Source organism: Neptuniibacter sp. UBA6509, assembly GCA_002435145.1.
Classification (GTDB): Bacteria; Pseudomonadota; Gammaproteobacteria; order Pseudomonadales; family Balneatricaceae; genus Neptuniibacter.
In genome coordinates this window covers 1-19,516 of record DJLT01000127.1, presented here as the reverse complement: position 1 = coordinate 19,516, position 19,516 = coordinate 1, and the positions used below count along the sequence as shown (strand labels likewise).

Here is a 19,516-nt window from a genome sequence, read left to right as displayed (position 1 = left end):
GTATTAGTTATGATCTTTAGTAAACTTTTGTAGCGAAGCATAAAGCCTCAAAGAGGCTGCTTTGTGTTGATAGCTGACCTCTCTGTGATCAACTATTCACTTTTTTATAAGAACACTCCTCCATTTATCTTCATTACAATTCTCGTAAGTCGGTGCTGATAATGAGCCATCATTCCCAACCAGATAATTAGAGTTAGGGGTGCTTGGTACTAAAAAGGGTTCCAACCACTTAATTTGGATACCCATTTATTTAAGACTTTCATACTGAGAGACTCGCCCCTTCTAGTGATAACCGGTAGGAACATAGAGAACTCTGCTGAACGTATGATTATGCGATCCGTAGTGCAGATAGAGTCAGAATTAAAAATTTTTATTCTTAAAAAAGTAGTTTACCCATTTCTACTGCTTGGAGGTGGCCTAAGAAATTTTTGTGCTTTTTGGTTAAACACACTTTGAAATAGGAATATAAAAGTGTGTTATAAATGTGTTATGCCTTTTAAGTCATTGATTTTAATGTAGAAAACTATTAGAGCCTATCATTGACATGGTAGAGGTCGGCAGTTCGAATCTGCCTAGTCCTACCAAATTTATACTGATAACTCAGTAGCTTAGAAGCCGAATCTTTTGATTCGGCTTTTTTGTTTCTGGGCGTGTGCCCAGATTGTGCCTAAAGCGTGCCCAGGGCTCTTTTTTCAAATTTACCTTTGACCTCTATATTGCCCACATAAGTTTAGTTAATGGTTGGTTTGAGGACACCCCTCAGAGTGAGATCAATTTGACTCCATCATATTCAAAATAGAATCACTGTTGTTCCACCCCTTGTATGAAATAGTTTCTTGGGTTGGAACAAACACTTTACATCCGTACAGCTATTATCCGTGTTCTTATTAAATTAACTTATTAATTTTCTTTCTTGAAAAATAAACATATTAGTTTATATTTGTATAAAGTAAATTTGTAAGTTGATTATTTTATGCGCTTTCAAGAACAGGTCGGTCAAGAGATCGTTAAACACCGTAAAGCTAAGGTGGGTCATCAAAACGCAATGCAGGCTCTAACCGGGATGAAAACTCAACAATATAACCGGTTAGAAAATGGAGCGGATGTTCGGTTGTCAACGCTCTTTAGGGTAACTGATGCATTAGAACTGGAAATGGCATTGGTGCCTCGTGAACGAATGTTGTTAGTTGATATGGTCCTCAACGCTTCTGAGTCGGAGTTGAAAGAATATAAACAATTTATGCTTCAGCAACTTCAGAGTGAAAAGTCATCAGCTGATTCATCGCCGGAAACTGGAATAGATGCATTGATGAAAGATTTGTCAGATGACTGAGAAACGTCAAGAGAAGGTGACTGCTTTAAATCTTATGCTCCATGACATCCAGATTGGGGTATTGGTTAATTACGCTAACTCAAAAAATATTTTGGTATTCTCTCCTGAGTATCAAAAACTGCATCAAGCTATAAAACCTACCTTCTCTTTAGTTCAGATTGATGATGAGCAATATCTGTCAAATCCCCAAATGAGAACACAGCGTTTACCGCCGGTGTTGTCGAATTTGCTGCCTGAAGGGGCATTAAAAAAATGGTTGGCTCAGGGAATGAAAGTTAGTGAAGACAATGAATTTCCATTATTGGCCTATGCAGGGGGAAATTTACCGGGAGCGCTCAAGGCTCAACCACTAACAGCAGACAATATTCCTTCTTGGGCACTAACCAGTCGTGAGCAAGTCGAGCCTGTATTAATGGATCTAGGAACTCAGTCTCGTAAGTTTTCGCTTGCTGGCGTACAGATAAAGTTTTCCTCTGCATACCAGGATGGGCGTTATAACATCGATTCGGATTTTGAGGGCGACAATTGGATCATTAAAACCCCATCAACCATCCACCCTTATGTTCCTGAAAATGAATACACTGTTATGCGTTTAGCTGAAGTCATCGGTGTTGAAATACCGGAGATCAAGCTGGTGGACCTCGATGAGTTGAAAGGTCTTCCTGATATTGCCCTTCCAAATGAATCACATGCTTTTGCCATTAAGCGGTTCGACCGAACAGAAAAAGGTAGGGTTCATGCGGAAGACTTTGCTCAGATTTTTAACCTCTATGCCAGTGAGAAATATGACAAGGCTAACTATGAAATGATAGGTAGAGTCTTATATAAATATTCAAGCATTAGAGATGTTCAACAGCTGGCTGTTCGTCTTCTTGCAAACATTATGCTTGGTAACGGTGATGCACATACCAAGAACTTCTCTGTGATTTATCCTGATCGTATAAACCCTGAATTATCACCCGCATATGATATTGTTTTTACTGCAGCATACATTCAAGGTGAGAGTGATATTGCGCTGAATATGGCCAAAGAGAAAAGTTGGTATCGACTCTCACTTGCTCACTTTGAGGAATGGTCGAACAGAATCGGAGTGCCTTGGGCTGCTGTTAGGGAATCCCTAAACAGTGCAATCGAGAAATCAAAGGCATGGCCTGAATTGCTGCTTAACTTGCCGATGCATGAAAAGCACAAGGAGAGTCTGAAGGCTCATTGGGCGAAACTTCATGCTGATTTCAGGCTGTTCTGATATGTTCAAGAAGGTTGATGAAAAAACTGCTTATTGACCCTAAAAGGTAGAAATGGAAGGTAAAAAGCGTAGAGGCCAAATCAGTAAAAGTGAAACTGAACATGAGTTGTCGAATCTGAATGGGGTCTGGTCGTGGCTGAAAATCACCTGATTTACCTGAGGTCAGGATATGTCTAGATATAAAATTTGCAACGCAGGTTTTAAAAATATCACTGAAATAGATGCTAGACTTTTGGAACTTGAAGAAGAGAAAAAGTTACTTTTAAGTATCAAAGACTAGCTACAGCAGTCCTCGCCCATCACTCCTGTTTCAAATTCGTATTCGCCTGAACAAAAAATAGAGATTTTCCGAAGTTTATTTCGTGGGCGTACCGATATCTTTGCTACCCGCTGGCAAAACAAACAGGGACGAAGTGGTTACTCTGTTGCATGTAATAATGAGTGGGTGCAGGGAGTCTGCTACAAGCCTCGCGTTAAGTGTCAGGATTGTAATCATCGACAATTCACTGAGCTAAATGATCAGATCATTTACCAACATTTGGCCGGGCAAAAAATCATTGGGCTTTACCCATTAATGCACGACAACACTTGTTTTTTTCTTGCCGCAGATTTTGATAAAGGAAAGTGGCAAGAAGAAGTCAAAGCAATGTCGGTAGCTTGTCGCTGCTTTGAGATACCACATGTGATTGAGATTTCCCGTTCCGGGAATGGGGCGCACCTTTGGATTTTCTTCAAGGAAAAAGTGCCTGCTAAGGAAGCAAGATTACTTGGCTTTGGACTTCTTGATAAAGCAATGGAGGTTTATCCAAATTTATCGTTTGATTCTTATGATCGGTTGTTTCCAAATCAGGATATTTTACCTGAAGGTGGGTTTGGCAACTTAATTGCACTGCCTCTACAGCGTGAAGCAAGGCTTTCTGGCAATAGCTCATTTGTTGATGCTGATCTCAACATTATCCCGGACCAATGGCAGTATCTTGCTCAGGTGGATTTTATTTCTCATCAGAATTTGAGCAAACTGCTCACACTCGTTTTACCCAGCTCAACGCTATTCAACGATCAAGAGGTGATTGAACAAAGGCCTCCCTGGGAGATAACAGCGAAGACAAAACCTCTCGTGTTAGATACCCCTCCAAAGGCAATTGTTCTTACGCTCGCAAATCATATCTACTTGGATTTGAGTGAATTGCCAAGCGCATTGGCGGCAAGATTGAGACGGTTGGCCAGTTTCTCAAACCCTGTGTTCTTTAAAACCCAGGCTTTACGCTTTTCGACTTACGGTATCCCAAGATTTATTTCCTGTGCCCGAATAGAGCAAGGCTATTTGGCATTACCCAGAGGGTGTATAGATGAGGTGCTTGCGCTGTTAAGTGAACATCAGATTGATGTCCGGATAGACGATAAGCGAGAGGGTGGCGCCAAACTCAAAAAAGTGAAGTCATTAGTCCAGCTCAGAAAGAACCAGAAAGCTGCGGTTATGGCAATGAGTAAGCATGATGTAGGCATTCTTCATGCGCCTACGGCCTTTGGTAAGACCGTTACGGCGATCGGTATGATTACCAAGAGGAAAACCAATACATTGGTGCTTGTTCACAGTAGGCAATTGCTCGATCAATGGAAAGAACGGTTAAACTCATTCCTGCCAGATATTGAAGTGGGTATGATTGGTGGTGGTAAGAAAAAACCAACCGGTGTTATCGATATTGCTACTTATCAAAGTCTCATCAACAAAAAAGAAAATACGATTTCAGAACTGGTTCAGGACTACGGGCATGTCATTGTAGATGAATGCCATCATGTTTCTGCTCCACGCTTTGAAATGGTGTTGAATGAAGTCAGAGCTAAATATGTACTTGGCCTCACAGCGACACCAGAAAGGCAGGATGGTCACCAAAAGATTATATTCATGGCCGCAGGTCCAATTCGTCACAAAGTAAAAAGTACCTCTGAAGATAAATTTGAACAGCAAGTCATTGTTCATCAACTATATGATTCTCCGCCTCGGCAGCTTATTCAGTCAGAAGAACGGCCTAAAATATCGGATGCATATCGGTGGGTTATGGAGAACACCGGACGCACTCAACGGATCATCGAAGATGTTCTTGATTGTGTTCAGCAATCGAAATATCCCATCATTCTGACTGAACGCCGTGAGCATGCTGAATCAATTAATGTTGTGCTACTGGAAAAAGGAATAGACTCTGTTCTGTTAAAAGGTGCAATGCGTGCGGCAGAGCGTAAAGCAACTGAGGAGCGCTTACCTTCAGCTCAGGTTGTGGTTGCTACAGGGAAGTATGTTGGTGAAGGGTTTGACTTGCCACGATTAGATACCTTGTTCTTAGCTATGCCTATCGCCTGGAAAGGCTCATTAGCCCAGTATGCAGGCCGTATCCATCGAGAGTCTGATGGTAAGGAATGTGTTACCATCCACGACTATGTGGATTGTTCGCTGCCTATGTTGCAACGGATGTTCAATAAACGAGAAAAAAGTTATAAGGCAATGGGATACCGGTTAGAGTATTCAGATACCACTTGAGAGTGGTGCCTAAAACTATAAGTAGATGCCTTCTAATCAACATTTAAGTTTCAGAAATCGCCGATACCGTTAATTGATTACTCTTCGTGATCGTTAAAATAGCTGTAATAAGTTTCTGCCAGGCTATCATGAAAGCCCCATCCGCAGTTAACCGTCTCGGTCACAATATCATATGCTCGCTTCTGAAAATCATTCTGTAAATCTCGCACTATTATAAATTCACATGCAGCGGCATATTGCGATTCCATGCTGCTATAAAAACGGTCATTAATATCACCATAGGTATTGGTGAATTCAACACCGCACTCAACATAAAAAAGCATAATGTCTGCAAGATTCGGGTCTGAGCAGGATACCTTTTTATAGTCTGAGATAGCTTTTTTGGCCACGGATAAACGGCAAGGTGGTTCTGCATACCTGGACTCAGGGAAAAATTCGGCCTTAATAGCTGTTTTGTATTTGTTTAGAACACTTTGATCATCATTAAAAGCTGAGGCTTGGTAGTAATTTTTGACGTCTGGGAATTTTTTATACAGGTCAGCTATCTCATCGATTAGTTCTTTTCTTTCTTTTGTCTTAAGGTGCTGGCGTAAGAGCTTCAAGGACATTTGGGTACCATTTTGTGTATTTGATTTGTGAACCCGGTTCATTCCTCCAAAGGAGAATCGGCTTCAGTAGTCGGACGATTGGTAAGCGTCCTCAGGTTTAAATCCTCTATAAGTGAGCCCTAGATTGTACATGTTGCATAGTTTTGTATTCCAGAAGCCAACACTGACACGTCTTTTTCTGGTAGAGAACAAATATTTAGATGTATAAAAAATGGCATTTTCTATACACGTCATTAATTAAAGTGGACGAGAGCAACGCTACAAGCTGGCTTGACAATAGCAGTTTTGTTGCTATTCTGTGTCCCTAGTCCTAGGACGGGGGACGCTGGTGCGTTTTGTGATATGAAAAGTCAAGATATTCTTCTGCTACTAAAACTGGTATCGCTCGAAAAGCTCGAGGCTAAAGAGGACGGTGTGAGGTCTTCTGTCGAAGTGCTTGCTGAATCTTACTCCAAAGGTTGGCAGGGGTGGGACTTAGATGATGTGGAACAAGGAACCGATCTCAGGCATATATCGTCTGAAGATCGCTATAGTTTCCGTAATCTTGAAGCAATGACTGGTATTAGTAAGTCTCAAGTGAGTGAATCTTTGAAACGTAGTCAGTTAATTAACTTGGTTGTACTTGATCGGAATTCAGGAGTGCCGAAGGTTAATAAAAAAGGTCTGTTGGAGTTTGTAGTCCATGGACTCAAGTATGTGTTTCCGGCTTCCCCCGGAGCCCTTGTCAGAGGCATACCTACTACATTCGCAGCCCCAGTCATGTCAGGGCACCTTATGACAGCGGGAGAGTCGGCTTTTGTATGGCCCGATGCTAGAGGTAAAGAAAAAGGTCAGGCGATAGAACCACTTTATAAAAGCGTGCCTAAAGCTGTTAAGCAAGATGCATATCTGTATGAACTACTAGCGCTGATTGATTCTATCAGGACGGGTAGGCCTAGGGAGGCAAATCTTGCTGCTGAACTTTTTGAAAAGAGGTTGTTTTCATGAACAACTATAATCAGCACAAAGAGATGATAAAAACAGTGGCAGAGGCTTTAGGCCTTGAGCTGCGCAGTAAAATGGCATTCGTCGGAGGAAGTACGACCGGCCTGCTGTTGACGGATGAAGTAACACAGGAAGAGATTCGTTACACGACCGATGTAGACCTTATTGTGAATGTGGTTGGGTTGGCAGGCTGGGAAGAACTTCGGCAGAAGCTAGAAGGCCATGGCTTTAAAGTTTCCATGGAAGATGATGTGACTTGCCGCTTGCGTCTTGGTGAATTAAAGGTCGACTTCATGCCGGATGATTCAGATGTCATGGGCTTCTCTAATCGTTGGTACAGTGAAGCGTTAGCCTCTGCCTCTGATTATCAACTAGAAGATGGTTTAACCATTCGGTTGCTGACATCACCGTATTTCGTTGCAACTAAGTTTGAAGCGTTCAGGGGGAGAGGTGAGGATGACCTTCTGGGTAGCCATGATGTAGAAGATATTATGAATTTGGTTGATGGTCGGGAAGAGTTATTGGATGAAGTCAAAAATAGCTCTCAAGAGCTACAACGGTACATATCTGAGCAGATAACCTATCTTTTGGCACATGATAGCAGACCGTACCTTTTGCAAGATGCGTCTCGTGGAGATTCTGAAAGAGAAGAGATCCTAATTGAGCGGCTTGAAAACCTAGTGGGCTTGGAGGCGCAATGCTGATAAGGAAACTCAGCTATCAGGGGTGTGGGACAGGTGAGAATAGGGACCTCATAGCTTCATTCAAAAAAGGAAACTTTAACTTCTTCTCTTAATTGATGGTGCGACAGATAGTCCTGATTCTGGCAAGTTTGTCCGCCAAATTGGTAATACCCTGCAAAAGTATGTGAGTGTGTTAGACACGGATGACTTAAGCTTTAGTCAGATTAATGATTCGTTGCTACAAGAACTCAAACGTATTCAGAAAACTTTACAAAAAGAGCATATAAGCGATTACGCCAGTCTGCTATTGGTTGTACAGCATGAGAATTTAATGCTGGTCAATAATTGGGGTGACTGTTTGCTGGGTCGAATCAATGGCGCTACTACAATTGATTGGTTGACAGTACCTCATACTGCAGCGAATAAAACTGATCCTGATAAGCCTATTGAAGAGATCATATTGGATGATCAACGGCATCGTCTCTCCAGAAGCTTCAAAGCACGCCGCTATGAACAACCTGATATTTACACGATAGAGATCAAAGGCGGAGAGAAAATAATTCTTGCTTCTGATGGCTTTTGGGCCTGCGTAAATGAAACTGATCAGCAGGATCTGCTAAATCATCCTTATAAAAAGATTGAACCGGTTGAAGATGATGTGAGTTTTATCATCTTCAAACCGTGAGAACGAAAAGGACAAATAACTACATTGTACAAAAGCTCTGGAATCTCTGTGACATACTGCGTGATTGAGCTGGTTCGAAGCTGAATGAAGGTGTTAAAAGGTAAAAAGATCTGATTGATTTCTTTCGTTAAGGGTGAGGGGAAAATCAGATCGAATATAACCGTCATTTTTGACGGTTTTTCCGTTAAAGTGACGGACTAAAGATCAATCTGACTATAAATATGTCAATTTTGATGGGAAAAATGTCAGAATTGATAAAACGATATGTCCACCGTTAATAACGGGGAAAATCGTTTCAAATTACAGTAAAGGTCATTTAGCTTGTGCCCATGGAAACCCTTATAAACACTGGGTTTGCAATACATTGTCAAATCTTGTAATTTGGTGTTTTCTTGCTTTTCAATTACTTGCAAGAACTCGCAAGCTAGTAAAGCTTCTACCAAGAATCAATAACTTACAAAGACAATATTGACATGGTAGAGGTCGGCAGTCGAGCCGAGCGAGACCACATCGGAGCCTACGACGATAGCCCGAAGGGTAATAATCTGGGTAGTCCTACCAAATTTTTAAAGAAACCGCTGAATTGGCGGTTTTTTTTATGTCTAAAATATGAGTTGAAGAACTTGGGAGTTCGAGCCGAGCGCAGCGAGACCACATCGAAGCCTACGACGATAGCCCGAAGGGGAATAATCTGCCTAGTCCTACCAGAATTTGAAAGAGCCTCGCGAATGCGGGGCTTGTTGCTTTCTACGACCTTTTCAGCGTCACTAGATTTACTTCCCTTCCTCCTGTCACTTGGTAAATCTCGTAACTATTTTTTGCGAAATTTATCAGAGCAATATTCATTCCCCTTCATCGGTTTCTAGCTGTCAGCGACAAGAAAGCTTAAGCAGGTTTTATGGGGCTGCTGGACGTCTAATCGACTCTTTAATCTAATCCTTCTATTTGTATATTCCAATATAGATTGTGGCAAAACTGCCTCATTTTTTCTCATCGGATAATCAAGCAGATTCACATGGTAAGGTAGCCCTGTGGAATGGCCGCCCTGCGGAATGATAGCCCTCTAACACGACCCAACAAAATACATTCCACAAGTGGGGCTAGATATTAAGTAAGCGATCTACATACCACTTTCTATTTTTATTTTAAATTTGCGACTTTTTCTTATATAGACTTACAAAAATAAGGTCTATATTTAAAGATTAACAGGTCAATAATTATTACGCTTGGCGAGAATAGATGTTTAAAAAATATTTTGCTGTTTTTTCATTTTCGTTGATCGCCCTCATTTCTATCTCCTCAGAATCTTTAGCCGCTGCTTCCTCCGAGACTTCAAATACTTGGCGTCAATTAAACTTATCCTCCGAGCAAATCTCTTGGTTAGAAAAGCACCCCACACTTCGGCTAGGTATCGACAAGAATTTTTCGCCTTATGAATCAATCGATGAAAACGGAGATTACATAGGGATAGCTGCCGATTACATGGGATTGCTAGAAACAAAATTAGGAGTGCGATTCGAACCTGTTACGAATAAAGCTAATTGGGGGGAAGTGCTTAAATCAGCTCAAGCTGGTGACTTTGATCTCATGTCCTGTTTAGTAGAAACAGCTGATCGAGGCGAATACTTAAAGTTCACAGAGCCTTTTCTTACGAGTAGAGCGGTGATTATCAGCGAGCTCAGCCGTGGGTATGTTAGTAGTCTAAATAAGCTAAAAGGCATGAAGGTTGCTATTCATAAAGGGCATTTTACTAATGAGCTTCTTCGTAGGGATTATCCAGAGATTGTCATCGTAAATACTTCAACCATCCAACAAGCTCTGCATATGGTGGCGGATGGAGATGCGGATGCTTTTGTAGGCGATGCAACGGCGGCGAGCTTTGTCATGAAACAAGAAGGGATACTTAATTTAAGTTTTTCTGGGCACACGGATTATCTAAGCGAATTTCGAATGGGGGTCTTCCGCGGCAATCCTGAGCTTTCTGAAATCATTCAAATCGCACTGAGGAGTATTACCGAGGAAGAACGAAATGAGATTTATGATCATTGGAGTGGACTAGTTATAGAGTTGGGGATACCGATTAAAAAAATAATTTTCATTGCCGCTGTAGCCCTACTTATTTTATTCATATCCATGTACTGGAACTATAAGCTCCGGAAATCTAAGGAGGCCCACCGTTTAAGTGAAGAACGATTTAAAAATCTCGTAGATACCACGGATGGCATTGTATGGGAGGCTGATGCAGCATCGAATCGTTGTACTTATATTAGTGCAAATGCTGAGAGAATACTTGGGCATGCGGTACAAGAGTGGTTACAGCCTCACTTTTGGGAGCAGCATATTCATAGTGATGATCGACAACGAGTAATAGAAGAGCGCACAGCGCAAAGTGCTAATTTACAAGACTATGAAATTGAGTATCGTTTCATGGCCCATGATGGAAGTACTAAATGGGTCAGAGATCTCGTTAGTATTGTTGCCAAAGATCAAAAAGCCATTTTACTTCGTGGCCTTATTTTAGACATAACCGCTCAGAAAAAAGCAGAGCAAAGAATTCGAGAAAGCGAACACCGTTTTAAAGAGCTCATAGAAAGTTTACCCGCCATTGCGGTGCAAGGCTATGATCAGGACTTAAATGTTATCTACTGGAATGATGCCAGTACCAAGCTTTATGGTTTTAATCGTTCAGAGGCAATAGGGAAGCCTTTGTATGAGCTAATCATACCTTCAGCAATGCGTGACGAAGTATTCCAGAAACATAAAGACTGGTTAGAAAATGGGCAGGTTATCCCACCATCTGAGCTTGATCTATTGCATAAAGATGGCAGAACCGTACCTGTATATTCCAGTCATGTACTGTTAGATACACATAATAATCATAAGGAGATGTACTGCATTGATATCAGTTTGGCTGAACAAAAGAAAACTCATGCGGAGCTCGTTCACTTAGCTCATTTCGATCCTTTAACCCAGCTCCCTAACCGAAGAACCTGTAGTGATCGCCTCACACAAATGATGAAAAGAGCTAAGCATGATGGCCGCCAAGTAGCGGTTATGATGATAGATCTTGATCACTTCAAGGAGGTTAATGATTCACTGGGGCATGATCATGGTGACCTGCTTCTGCAAGAAGCCTCTTCTAGATTGAACGCTTGCATACGAGAAAGTGATACGGTTGCGCGATTAGGCGGTGATGAATTTCTTATCATATTGGAGAGTATTTCTGAGTTAGAGGCTATTGAGCGTATTGCCCATAACTTTCTAGATAAAATGGCTGAGCCATTTGAGCTTAATGATCACCGCTCCTATCTATCAGCCAGTATTGGCATAACGTTTTATCCGAATGATGCACATACGAAAGAGGCACTTTTAAAGAATGCTGACCAAGCGATGTATGCAGCCAAAGAAAAGGGCAGAAATCGTTTTCACTATTTCACCCCAGAAATGGAAAGTTTTGCTAACAATCGCCGAAAGACTATCAACCAACTTAGAGACTCAGTAGAGCAGCAGCAATTAGAAGTCTACTACCAACCTATTGTTCAAATTGAAGATAAGACGCTTGTAAAAGCGGAGGCATTATTACGCTGGAATCATCCAGATGGCTTGGTATATCCGGCAGACTTTATTCCGTTAGCAGAAGAAACGGGGCTGATTGTTGATATTGGTAACCGGGTCTTTAAAGAGGTCGCACGTCAATCTGAAGAATGGAAAAATAATTTTAACCGGGATTTGCAAATTTCAGTTAATACGAGCCCTGTTCAATACCAAGATGAACACTTTTGTACGCCTACATGGTTTAAAGAAACATTAAGTGCCAGTAAGCATCTTGAGTCCCTTTGTGTAGAGATTACAGAAAGTCTTCTTTTGGAATTGAATGATGAGACTCTAGATAAGCTTTTAATGTTCCGTGATAAAGGGATGGAAGTTGCTCTTGATGATTTCGGAACAGGGTATTCCTCGCTAGCTTACTTAAAGCAATTTGATATCGATTATTTGAAAATCGATCAAAGTTTTGTACGCAATCTAGAACCCAATAGTTCGGACTATATTCTGTGCAAGGCAATCATTGGTATGGCGCACACATTAGATATTAAAGTTATTGCTGAAGGCATAGAAACAGAAGAGCAGTATAAGTTACTTCGGGAGCTGGATTGCGATTTTGGTCAAGGTTATCTATTTAGTCGCCCATTAACAGCTATGGATTTCGCTAATGAATGGCTCATTGGTTAATCTAGTATGAAAAATGGGGGCTAGAGCTAGGGGCCAGCTATAGGTTACACATTGTAATCCCCATTATTTTAAAAAACGTCCCCAAAGAGGAAATCGTATGGTTGCTGCTCCCCTTGGTATTAATGGTATATGTTACAAACGGTAGCTATAGCTGTTACCCAATCGCTGAATGCTACCTTGACTCTAATATTTGCTTATCTGACTAAAGGAAGAGCCATTTATCGTACAACTTTTTTGATAGTCGAGATTAATTTCTCTGGATTAAATGGTTTTACGAGCCAGCCTGTAGCTCCTGCCATCTTGCCTTTTTGTTTCATTTCAGGCGTACTTTCTGTCGTTAACATTAAGATAGGAGTCGTTCTATAGCTTGGCAGTTTTCTAATTTCACTGCACATTGTAATCCCATCCATGCCCGGCATATTTATATCCGTCATCACTAAATCAACGTTGCTAGTTTTTGCCTTCATTAAACAGGCATTCCCATCTGCAGCCTCTTTCACATCATGCTGATGCTGTTTTAAAGTGAAGACAATCATGTTCCGGATAGATGTAAAGTCATCAACAACAAGTATTTTCGCAATTATCGATATAACCAAATAAGTTAAGTTATAGTTTTAAGTTAGCAGCAACACTTAACCGTGTTTTTTCCTTGCTGTTTGGCAGAATATAAAGCTATATCCGCATTTTTAATCATCTCTTCTGCTGACGAGGTAGAGGGTGAATATAAGCAACAACCTATACTCGCATTGGCTTTGATCATGTGCCCATCAATCAAACGTTCCTGAGATATCTTGGCTAATAACCTGTGAGCAAATGCTTTTGAGCCTTCTTTATCATTCGTGGAAAGTAAAATTAGCGCAAACTCATCGCCTCCAAGCCTAGCAACAAGGTCAGACTCTCTGCACTCATTCTTGAGATCAGCAGCAACAAGTCGCAATAACGCATCGCCAGTAGGGTGGCCATAATGATCGTTGATACCTTTAAAGCCATCGAGATCAAGCATCATCAAGGTAAAAGGCTGTTGAGTACGCCCGGACAGGCTAAATGCCTCATCCAGCTTTTCATTGAAAATAGCGCGATTGAAGACACCAGTCAGGGTGTCAAATGTTGCTAGTCTACGAATTTTCTTTTCGTTCACTTTTCTTTCAGTAATATCAGCACATGAACCGGATACTCGACGTGAATGCCCATCAGTACCTTTCTCTACACAGCGACCTTTGATGAGCACCCAGACCCAGTGCCCATCACGATGCCTCACACGTACTTCCGTATGGATAATAGCTCCTTGGCTACTTCCTACATGTTCAAATGCTTCCCTAAATAATGGTAGATCCTGTGGGTAGATCAAAATCTCCCAACTGTGATGACTCAGTGGGGCAAGTTCACTAACACTATAGCCTGCCATCTCAGCCCAACGATCGTTAATATGAAGAGTGTCATTTTGGACATCCCATTCCCATACACCAACACCCGTTGCCCAGATGACATCGGAAAGTCTTTGTTCAACAGCTCTCTGTACAGAAACGTCTTGAACCGTGCCTTTCATGACAGCCGGTTCACCAAGTTCATCTAATTCCAAACGAGCATTTGCTAAGACCTGTATTTCACGTTGAGATGGCAGCACTACTCGGTGGCTAACCGCATAATGTCCTTTGGTCGACAAAGCGCGATTAATCTCATTCTGAACATGTTGAAGATCCTCAGGATGAATAAAAGAAAGAAACGTATCAAAGTCAGGTTTTACAACCGCGGGGTCTAACTCAAAAAGCTTGTAAATCTGATCAGACCACCACAGTTCACCACTTTTAACGTTCCATTCCCAGTTCCCAACACTAGCGATGCACTGAGCTTCTGATAGGCGGTCCTTGTTGACCCGCAACTGATGTGTTTTCTTGCGAATAACATCTTCCAGACTTCGAGTAGCTAGCTTGAACGCAAACAGGAAGAGCAGCTCTACTATGATAAAGCCAACTATTCCATAAAGGATATTGTATAGCTGGCTAGTTCTGAGTTTAGCCAAAGGCTCATCAACATTTTTCCAGAAGACAATGGCGCCAACATCCTCTCTTTCTGGTATTAAGGATCCACGATAATCTCTGAGTGGGAAGTAGCTGACCAAGAAGCTATTTTCTCCTACAGTGACGATTTTATGTCCTCCATCTCTGAAGCGAACACCTTGAGCCTTACCTTCTGCAATTATATCCTTAAAGTTATCTGCCGAAGATGCCTCAATAACACACTCACATTCGATTTGTTGTCCACCGAATTTTTTCTCAATAGCTTCAGGCCACATGGCACTTTTAATGTGTTCTTTGGTTAAAAGTACGCCTGCCGCATAGTTACTCGTGTCTTGTAAAATATTAAGGATTACATCAAAAGACGTGCCTATTTCTAGTGCACCTACATGTATTTCATTACCCGAAATAGGGTCGATCGCAGTAATCGGTACTACACCTCTAAGTCCGGAGTAAACTCGACCGGTTTCAAATCCAGTAACAGGGACTTGGTGATGATTTGTATCGACAATTGTGAAACGGACATTGTCCATATTATCGCCAAATTTCTCCGGCTTATGGACACGTAAGAAGCTTGTTGAGCCTGGGCCTAAATGGAAATGGAGTTGGCGGGCACTGAACTTATTTTGTACAGCTTTCCACTTATCACCAACAAGCTCGTAGAGCGCATTCCTGTACTTTTGTGCTTGCTCTCCGCCTGATCCTCCGCCTTCGAGTTCGACAGCGGCTCTACCCTTATTAAACAGTTGCTGTATTTTAGGATCGCTGGAAACGAAGGTCGCAATAGTCAGTAGATTATTGTAAGTCTGCGAAAGTAGGGTCTGATAATTGAGATAAAGGCTTTCGCTTTCAGCCTCCATGTTTTGTTCAAAGCTATGTTCTGAAAGGTGGTAATTCATTACCACAAATAGAACATCAATTAATGCAACACAAGCGCTAAGGTAAAGGAATAAGCGTCCCGATTTTTTCATGGTAATAAATGTCAAAATGGCTAATTCGAGAGCAACATTATACACCAACCGCTAGCCTGTTGCTGATGCGGATCAGGATCAGGAATTGTGGCTGTCGATGACGTTTTATCTGATTGTCGTTTGAAACTAAAAAGTCGCCCTAAAGGCGACTTTTTGTGGGGAATTAACCAACTTAATTATACAACCGAAATAGCGCTAATTACTCAGCATAATCTTCTGTTGGAATGCATGAACAGAACAAGTTACGGTCGCCGTATACGTTGTCGATACGGTTCACTGTAGGCCATACTTTGCTGGTTTTTAGGCGTTCAACAGGGAAGGCGCCTTGAGCCAAGCTGTATGGACGGTCCCACTCAGCATCAATTAGATCAACCATGGTATGCGGTGCGTTTTTCAGCGGGTTATTTTCCGCGTCAATTTTGCCACCTTCAACATCACTGATCTCTGAACGTATAGTCGCCATTGCTTCAATGAAGCGATCTAACTCAGCTTTGGATTCAGACTCAGTCGGCTCAATCATTAATGTGCCTGCCACAGGGAAAGACATTGTCGGTGCGTGGAAGCCGAAGTCCATTAAGCGTTTAGCTACGTCTTCTTCGGTTATACCGGATATCTCTTTAAGTGGGCGCATGTCGATGATGCACTCATGTGCGACACGATCATTACGGCCGGTATAAAGGACTGGGTAGTGTTCACCTAGCTTCTTAGCAAGGTAATTTGCATTCAAAATCGCATTCTCTGTTGCTGCGCGAAGGCCTTTACCGCCCATTAGAGCAATGTAAACCCAAGAGATAGGCAAGATAGAAGCACTTCCCCAAGGCGCTGCTGAAACGGCACCGTTATCTGCTTTTGGACCATTTATCGTTTGTACTGGGTGATTCGCAACAAATGGTGCAAGGTGAGCTTTAACACCAATAGGGCCCATGCCCGGGCCGCCGCCACCGTGAGGGATGCAGAAAGTTTTGTGTAGGTTCATGTGTGAAACGTCAGCACCGATCTCAGCTGGTTGGCTGACCGCTACCTGAGCGTTTAGATTGGCACCGTCCATATAAACCTGACCACCATTTGCATGAATGATCTCACAAATTTCGCGAATACTTTCCTCAAATACACCATGTGTTGATGGGTAGGTAATCATCAAGCAAGAAAGCTCATCTTTGTGCTGTTCTGCTTTAGCGCGCATATCCGCGACATCAACGTTACCTTGGTCATCACAGGCAACTAGCACAACCTTCATGTCCGCCAATGCAGCAGAAGCTGGGTTAGTACCGTGTGCAGACGTTGGGATTAAACAGATATTGCGGTGGTCATCACCGTTAGACTGGTGGAATTTGCGGATAGCAAGTAAACCTGCATATTCACCCTGAGCACCTGAATTTGGCTGCATGCAGATCTTATCAAAGCCGGTAATCGCGATAAGCTGATCTTCGAGTTCATTAATAAGCTGCTGGTAACCTTGTGCTTGGTCGATCGGCGCAAAGGGGTGTAGTTGACCAAATTCAGGCCAAGTTACTGGGATCATCTCAGCGGTAGCGTTTAGCTTCATCGTACATGAGCCTAGTGCGATCATGCTGTGAGCTAGGGAAACATCTTTATTTTCCAGCTTTTTAAGGTAACGAAGCATCTCTGTTTCGCTGTGGTAGCTGTTAAATACTGGGTGCTGAAGAATTTCAGATTCACGTTGCAATGCCGGTGCAAAAGATGTTTCTCCGGATGCTGCGATGTCTGCATCGATGCTGTCTAGGTCAAGGCCGTGGCCAGTACCTAAAATGCAGTCCCATAGGGTGTTGATAACGTCGCGGTTTGTGCACTCATCGCATGTCATGCCTAATTGAGTATCACTGATCTTGCGGAGGTTGATGCCTGCGTTAAGTGCCGCTTGGTAAACTTCTTCAGCGTTATCAAGTTTGATGCTTAGGGTGTCGAACCAGCTGTTGTTGAGTAGTTCAACGCCTTTAGCTTTTAAGCCATTGGCTAAAATAGTTGTTAGGCGGTTGATGCGACTAGCGATCGTTTTAAGGCCATCAGGACCATGATAAACAGCGTAAAAACCAGCCATATTTGCGAGAAGTACCTGTGCGGTACAGATGTTTGAAGTCGCTTTTTCACGACGGATATGCTGCTCACGGGTTTGCATCGCCATACGTAGCGCTTTATTGCCGCGTGTATCAACAGAAACACCGATGATACGGCCAGGAACTGAACGTTTATAAGCGTCACGTGTTGCAAAGAATGCAGCGTGAGGGCCACCGTAGCCCATTGGTACACCAAAGCGCTGCGCAGAACCGAACACAACGTCAGCACCTAGCTCGCCCGGTGATTTAAGCATCACTAGACTCATGATGTCAGCGGCTGCACAAAAAAGTGCTTTTTTAGCATGCACTTTATCGATCAGTTCAGCGTAATCATTAACATCACCATGAGTGCCTGGGTACTGTACGAGTACACCAAATACTTCGTGCTGATCAATTAACTCGGATACATCACCTACGATTACTTCGTAACCTAGAGGCTCAGCGCGTGTTTCTATAACGCTAATGCTTTGTGGGTGAACATTCTGATCTACTAAGAAGACGTTTGCTTTTCTCGCTTTAGACATACGCTTAGATAGCGTCATCGCTTCAGCAGCAGCAGTGGCTTCATCCAGTAGGGAAGCGTTTGCTAAATCTAGACCTGTTAGGTCAAGTACCATGGTTTGGAAATTAAGAATGGCTTCTAAACGGCCTTGAGCAACTTCTGGCTGGTATGGCGTGTACGCAGTGTACCAACCTGGATTTTCTAACACGTTGCGAAGAATTACATTAGGTACGATAGTGTCGGTGTAGCCCATACCGATCATAGAGGTATTAATCTTATTCTTCTGAGCAACTGTTTTTAAATAGCTCAGAACTTCTTCTTCAGTACGGCTATCGTCCAGATCTATAGGTGCAGCTACTTGAATAGATTCTGGTACGGTTAGAGTAATAAGTTGGTCTAGATCCGCCATGCCAAGTTCATCTAGCATCGCCTGCTGTTCTTCTAAAGAAGGGCCAATATGACGTGCGATGAACGCATCTTTTTGTTCCAGGACAGAAAGTGGAGTCTGGTTCTGTGACGGCATCTGATTGTTACCTATGATCGTTGGTGATTCAGTGAGTTAGACTGTGCTCAAAATTTGCGCTAATCATACCTGTTTTTTCCGCTTCTTGTGAGGGGGGAATAGTAAAAGTTTACTTTAGGAAACCTTTTTCTCTTATTTGGAAACATTCATAAGAACAACAGAGCAAGTTGGTGCTCTTTTTATGCACTGCGACACTGTGTCACATCCCTTTCTCGTGAGCACTCTATTAAGATTCGCGAAGTTTAGTTGTTTCTAATGTAGGTGAGTGTGTGAAAAAGAAAGTTTTATCGTTGTTTGTGGCAGCGTCTGTCTCTCAGTTGGCCCAGGCCGGTCATGATACAGAAAGCAATATGGTGATTGAGATCAACCAAGGTTTACCTTATTTAGAAACAGCGGTGAGTAAGTCTACAGCAGGTGTTAAGGCTGCTCCCGTATCGGATGGTGGTGAACTGCTACAGAGTGTTAGTGGTGTTTCGGCGGTTCGAATGGGGGGGAGAGCCCTTGACCCAATAATTCGTGGACAGAAGGAAACGCAGTTAAACATATTGTTAGATGGCGCTTATATTCACGGAGGTTGTCCTAACCGGATGGACCCTCCTACTGCTTATACATCCGTGGATAGTTATGATCGGGTGACTGTTATTAAGGGTAATCGCACCGTGGTCTACGGGGGTGGTGGTTCCGGAGGGACGGTGTTATTCGAACGCGATTGGCCTATGATTGATGAAAAAGGTTATAACGCAGACATCTCCGGAAGTTATCGTGGTAATGGTGAACAATGGGAGTTAGGTGCAGACCTTGTTGCCGGTAGTGATGATGGTTATATGCGTTTTATTGCTCGCGAAGGTGGATCTGAGAACTATGATGATGGCGCAGGGAATGAAGTTGAGTCTCAATATGACAGCAAATCCAACGCAATTCTGGCAGGCGTTCGCTTAGGTGCAAATACAACGTTGCAAGCGAGCTTTGAAAAAGTGGATGAGGAAGATGTGCTTTTCCCCGGTGCTCAAATGGACAGCCCATATGCTGAAGCTGAGAACGCCCGTATCAAATTAGAGCATCAGTTTACCCAAGGTGCTTTGCGCCAATTGAAAATAGAGGTGGTAAGACCCCAGTTCTCTAGAC

12 protein-coding genes are annotated in these 19,516 nt (G+C 42.5%); 8 read left to right on the top strand and 4 right to left on the bottom strand.

Translation table 11 applies throughout. The annotated features are described in order from the left end of the window. The first annotated feature begins 973 nt into the window (after nucleotides 1-973). The 3 genes from B4K11_RS17475 (at nucleotide 974) to B4K11_RS17465 (ending at nucleotide 5,115) form a co-directional block, all read left to right on the top strand. A complete protein-coding gene (locus tag B4K11_RS17475) occupies nucleotides 974-1,333 on the top strand; it encodes a helix-turn-helix domain-containing protein (protein WP_292952023.1) in 360 nt (119 codons plus the stop codon). Further along, nucleotides 1,326-2,579: a type II toxin-antitoxin system HipA family toxin gene (locus B4K11_RS17470; protein ID WP_292952020.1), complete on the top strand. Its 1,254-nt coding sequence runs from the start codon at nucleotides 1,326-1,328 to the stop codon at nucleotides 2,577-2,579. Before B4K11_RS17475 ends, B4K11_RS17470 begins: the two co-directional genes overlap by 8 nt. A 298-nt stretch (nucleotides 2,580-2,877) precedes the next feature. Then, nucleotides 2,878-5,115 carry a TOTE conflict system archaeo-eukaryotic primase domain-containing protein gene (locus tag B4K11_RS17465; RefSeq protein WP_414689235.1) on the top strand — a complete coding sequence of 746 codons (2,238 nt, stop codon included), beginning with the start codon at nucleotides 2,878-2,880 and terminating at the stop codon, nucleotides 5,113-5,115. Between the two features lie 77 nt (nucleotides 5,116-5,192). Here the strand turns inward: B4K11_RS17465 and B4K11_RS17460 are convergent, their stop codons facing one another. Continuing rightward, nucleotides 5,193-5,723, bottom strand: a complete 531-nt coding sequence (locus tag B4K11_RS17460) for a DUF6155 family protein (protein WP_292952014.1) — start codon at nucleotides 5,721-5,723, stop codon at nucleotides 5,193-5,195. A gap of 342 nt (nucleotides 5,724-6,065) precedes the next feature. On the opposite strand from B4K11_RS17460, the gene B4K11_RS17455 reads away from it, so the two are divergent. The 4 genes from B4K11_RS17455 to B4K11_RS17440 all read left to right on the top strand — a co-directional run bounded on the left by B4K11_RS17455 (nucleotide 6,066) and on the right by B4K11_RS17440 (nucleotide 12,305). Next, entirely contained in the window at nucleotides 6,066-6,710 is a 645-nt protein-coding gene (locus B4K11_RS17455; protein WP_292952011.1) for a hypothetical protein, read from the top strand. Continuing rightward, the gene (locus B4K11_RS17450) at nucleotides 6,707-7,411 is read left to right on the top strand and encodes a hypothetical protein (RefSeq protein WP_292952008.1); all 705 of its coding nucleotides are present in this window, start codon (nucleotides 6,707-6,709) and stop codon (nucleotides 7,409-7,411) included. The genes B4K11_RS17455 and B4K11_RS17450 overlap by 4 nt, the downstream gene beginning before the upstream one ends. A gap of 163 nt (nucleotides 7,412-7,574) precedes the next feature. Then, nucleotides 7,575-8,075: a hypothetical protein gene (locus tag B4K11_RS17445; RefSeq protein WP_292952005.1), complete on the top strand. Its 501-nt coding sequence runs from the start codon at nucleotides 7,575-7,577 to the stop codon at nucleotides 8,073-8,075. Between the two features lie 1,239 nt (nucleotides 8,076-9,314). Further along, nucleotides 9,315-12,305, top strand: coding sequence for an EAL domain-containing protein (locus B4K11_RS17440; RefSeq protein ID WP_292952002.1), 2,991 nt, complete (start codon nucleotides 9,315-9,317; stop codon nucleotides 12,303-12,305). Between the two features lie 218 nt (nucleotides 12,306-12,523). Here B4K11_RS17440 and B4K11_RS17435 read toward each other — a convergent pair whose 3' ends face one another. From B4K11_RS17435 to gcvP, 3 genes are all read right to left on the bottom strand, one after another. Next, nucleotides 12,524-12,889: a response regulator gene (locus tag B4K11_RS17435; protein ID WP_414689234.1), complete on the bottom strand. Its 366-nt coding sequence runs from the start codon at nucleotides 12,887-12,889 to the stop codon at nucleotides 12,524-12,526. A 35-nt stretch (nucleotides 12,890-12,924) separates the two neighbouring features. Then, nucleotides 12,925-15,336 carry a diguanylate cyclase domain-containing protein gene (locus tag B4K11_RS17430; protein ID WP_292951999.1) on the bottom strand — a complete coding sequence of 804 codons (2,412 nt, stop codon included), beginning with the start codon at nucleotides 15,334-15,336 and terminating at the stop codon, nucleotides 12,925-12,927. A gap of 154 nt (nucleotides 15,337-15,490) precedes the next feature. Then, on the bottom strand, nucleotides 15,491-18,391 hold the full coding sequence (gene gcvP / locus B4K11_RS17425) for an aminomethyl-transferring glycine dehydrogenase (RefSeq protein WP_292951996.1): 2,901 nt from the start codon (nucleotides 18,389-18,391) through the stop codon (nucleotides 15,491-15,493). Nucleotides 18,392-18,660: 269 nt separating this feature from the next. Between gcvP and B4K11_RS17420 the strand changes: the two genes are divergently transcribed. After that, on the top strand, nucleotides 18,661-19,516 hold an 856-nt coding region (locus B4K11_RS17420), incomplete at its 3' end, for a TonB-dependent receptor plug domain-containing protein (RefSeq protein WP_292959473.1).